Genomic DNA, 2942 nt, shown 5'->3' on the forward strand with positions numbered 1-2942 from the left:
GAGTGTTGCTGGTGGTTGGCAGGGTCGAGCAGAAAGGCCAGCGGTACCTCGAAGGCTTCGGCGACTTCGAAAGTGTCGAGTTCGAGCTGGAAAGGCGGGGTCACCATGGCAACCACCGGAGTAACGCGGAAGCCGGTGCTGGTCAGATATTCGGGTAGATAGCCGGCGATCTCGATATGCGTCGCGGCCAGCCCGATCTCCTCGGCCGCTTCGCGCAGCGCCGTATGCACTGGCGATGGGTCTGTCGGCTCGCGACGCCCACCCGGGAAGCTGATCTGTCCGGGATGATCCTTCAGATGGGCGGTACGTTGCGTCAGCAATACGGTCGGTTCACCGTCCCGCCGGACAATGGGGAAGAGGACCGCGGCCGGCATCAGTTCCTCGTCGCCAACACCGTCCTCGAGCACAATGCGCGTCGGACAGGGCTCACGCAGCAGGACCTGCAACACGTGGTTCAGATCGACCGGAGCGCGGACCGCGTCGATCAACGCGTCAGCCGATGACGACACGCTCTTCCTCGATCTCGGCATGCACAGCAGCCAGTGCATCGCGCAGGGTTTCATCGGGCAGCGAGTTGATGGTGCTGGCCACCAGATCGGCCGATTTCACCGCGCCAAGCGGCAACTGACGGCTGTCGAGGGAGGCGATCAAGGCTGCCGTCGCCCCAACCACCTGCAGCAGCGTCTGCCTTTCGCCCATCAGCAGTTCGAGTTCGCGGCCCAGCATGCTGCTTCTTTCGTTGCGACGACGCATTTCCAACCTTTCCTAATAGCGTTTCCTGAGAGTCATCGTCTGACCCTCCCGCTGCATCTCCATACGGTTCAAGAAACTCATGCCCAGCAGCGCAAAGGGCATGTCCTGCTGATTGACCAGCGCATCAACATTGTTCAGCACGATGTCGCCAACGCGCACGCTGTCCAGCTTGACGCGCACGACCCTGGTCTGACCATTGGCTGTCATCATAAATCCCGGTTGCCCCTTGCCGGTATCAATGCCAAGCCGGCGCGCCTCGCCGGCACCCAGTGAAACCATTGTAGCGCCCGTATCGACCATGAAGCGGACCGTCGTCCCGTTGATACTGCCGATGGCATAGAAATGACCTCGCGCATCGGCGGTCAGGGTCGCCTTGCCACCACTCCGCTCGGTGGCTGACGAGGCAACGTTCTGCCCAACACGCAGAATCCGCTTCTTTCCGTCGGCCTGGATGGTTGCCGTGTCACGATCGACCGCCAGCACACTGACGCCTTCGGTGGTCGTGGCACCAACTGCCACGATCCGTGGCGCCCCCCCGTCGATGGTGAGCAAGGCCTTGCCCGGGAACACCCCCGCCAACCCCACATCGACAGCCAGCGCCGGACTGCCGACGAGAGCAAGCAGCAGAACGGGCAGCTTTCTCGCCACCCCTGCCGGCAACCAGGCATCTCGATCAGCACCGCACAAGAGCATTCCGCTTCCTCCTTCAGACAAACGCATTTGGCCATGCGCTACTCAACGGATCAATGCATTTTGCCACACTCCACCCGCAACACCGGGCAAGGTACCGAGAGGCTGCGGCAGGCAGTCGAACTCACCTCGGGAACAAGGGAACTGAGCAACCGAAAGGCCGCACCATACCGCCAGCCTCGCGAGTTTACGAGTAGCCGCCCGCTGCCCGCCACCTGCAGCTCGTCGGCTGCCACTGGCTGGGCAATCGGAGACGGTGCCAACGGCAGTGTCGCCCGCCTGCGGACTGGCGCTCAGCGATAGACGAGCACGGGTATTTTGGAGTGCGTGAGCACCTTGTTGGTCTCGCTTCCGAGCAGCAGGGCGCTGAAACCGCGTCGACCGTGAGAAGCCATGAAGATCAGATCGCAGCCCGCCTGGTTGGCAGCATCGATGATTGCCTGATAGGGAATGTCGCTGGTCAGCGCCAGCCGGTCTACCGGAACACCGGCCTCCTCGCACAACTGCGCTACAAAATCAAGCGTCTGCGCTGCCTGCTGCTCGGCCAGCTCGGCAAATTTCTCCGGTGTCGTCGGGTCGATCAGAGCTCCCTCGCCATAGTAGCTGACCGGATACTCCGGTTTGGCAAAGAATGCCGTGATGCGCGCCCCCGCTTCCTTGGCAAATGAAACTGCCCGGCGTACGGTATCCTTGGAAAGTTCGGAGCCGTCGGTTGGAACAAGAATGTGCTTGAACATGGCATAACCTCCTGTCTTGAGTAATTTAACTATAGGCATGAAATCTGCCACCCCTGTTGATCAAAATCAAACTGCTGACTGGCGAAATGCGCAGCTTCCAGCGGTACTGAGCAGACATCATCGACCCAAACACGCCTGGCTGGCCGGCCGGGCTCGCGCCGAAGCCGGTTGCGAACCTCCCTGGTGGTGCCATCCTTGACCACCAATAGCCTCCCGCTGCACGATGCGACCCTTTGCCCCACCCGTCCGGACGCTCCGCCAGCGGGATTTCTTGATGCGGATCAATATTGACAGACACGTGCAGGCCGACAATCACAGACTCGACCCAGCGAGAACCGTCATGCCCACCATCACCGATTTCATGTCCAAAGACCATCGCTCCTGCGACGAGCTGCTTGTCGCGGTCGAGCGCGCCGTGGTTAACCTTTCCTGGGAGCAGGCGCGTCGCGCATTTCTGCCGTTCCGGACCAGCATGCTGCAGCATTTCGCCGCCGAAGAATCGATCCTTTTCCCGGCGTTCGAACGTGGCACCGGCATGTATCGCGGGCCCACGCAGGTGATGCGTGCCGAGCACGCCCAGATGCGGCAACTGCTGGCGGCGGTGGAGTCGGCTCTGGCCGAAGAGGAAGCCGACGACTATGCCGGCAACGCCGAAACGCTGTTGATCATGATGCAGCAGCACAACGTCAAGGAAGAGAACGTCCTCTACCCGATGTGCGACCAGCATCTGGCAACCCAGGTCGCCGTGCTGCTGTCCGAACT

5 protein-coding genes are annotated in these 2942 nt (G+C 61.5%); 1 reads left to right on the forward strand and 4 read right to left on the reverse strand.

Going from position 1 to position 2942, the window contains the following annotated elements; all coding sequences use genetic code 11:
- From JNK99_RS02130 to JNK99_RS02145, 4 genes are all read right to left on the reverse strand, one after another.
- The coding region (locus JNK99_RS02130) for a CoA pyrophosphatase (protein WP_291847963.1) at positions 1–374 on the reverse strand (374 nt) is incomplete at its 3' end.
- 118 nt (positions 375–492) lie between these two features.
- The gene (locus JNK99_RS02135) at positions 493–753 is read right to left on the reverse strand and encodes a hypothetical protein (protein ID WP_291847951.1); all 261 of its coding nucleotides are present in this window, start codon (positions 751–753) and stop codon (positions 493–495) included.
- Positions 754–765: 12 nt separating this feature from the next.
- On the reverse strand, positions 766–1446 hold the full coding sequence (locus JNK99_RS02140) for a TIGR02281 family clan AA aspartic protease (protein ID WP_291847954.1): 681 nt from the start codon (positions 1444–1446) through the stop codon (positions 766–768).
- A gap of 290 nt (positions 1447–1736) precedes the next feature.
- Positions 1737–2180: a universal stress protein gene (locus JNK99_RS02145; RefSeq protein WP_291847957.1), complete on the reverse strand. Its 444-nt coding sequence runs from the start codon at positions 2178–2180 to the stop codon at positions 1737–1739.
- 340 nt (positions 2181–2520) lie between these two features.
- Here JNK99_RS02145 and JNK99_RS02150 point away from each other — a divergent pair.
- On the forward strand, positions 2521–2942 hold a 422-nt coding region (locus JNK99_RS02150; RefSeq protein WP_291847960.1), incomplete at its 3' end, for a hemerythrin domain-containing protein.

The organism is Accumulibacter sp. (assembly GCF_016789985.1).
GTDB lineage: Bacteria > Pseudomonadota > Gammaproteobacteria > Burkholderiales > Rhodocyclaceae > Accumulibacter.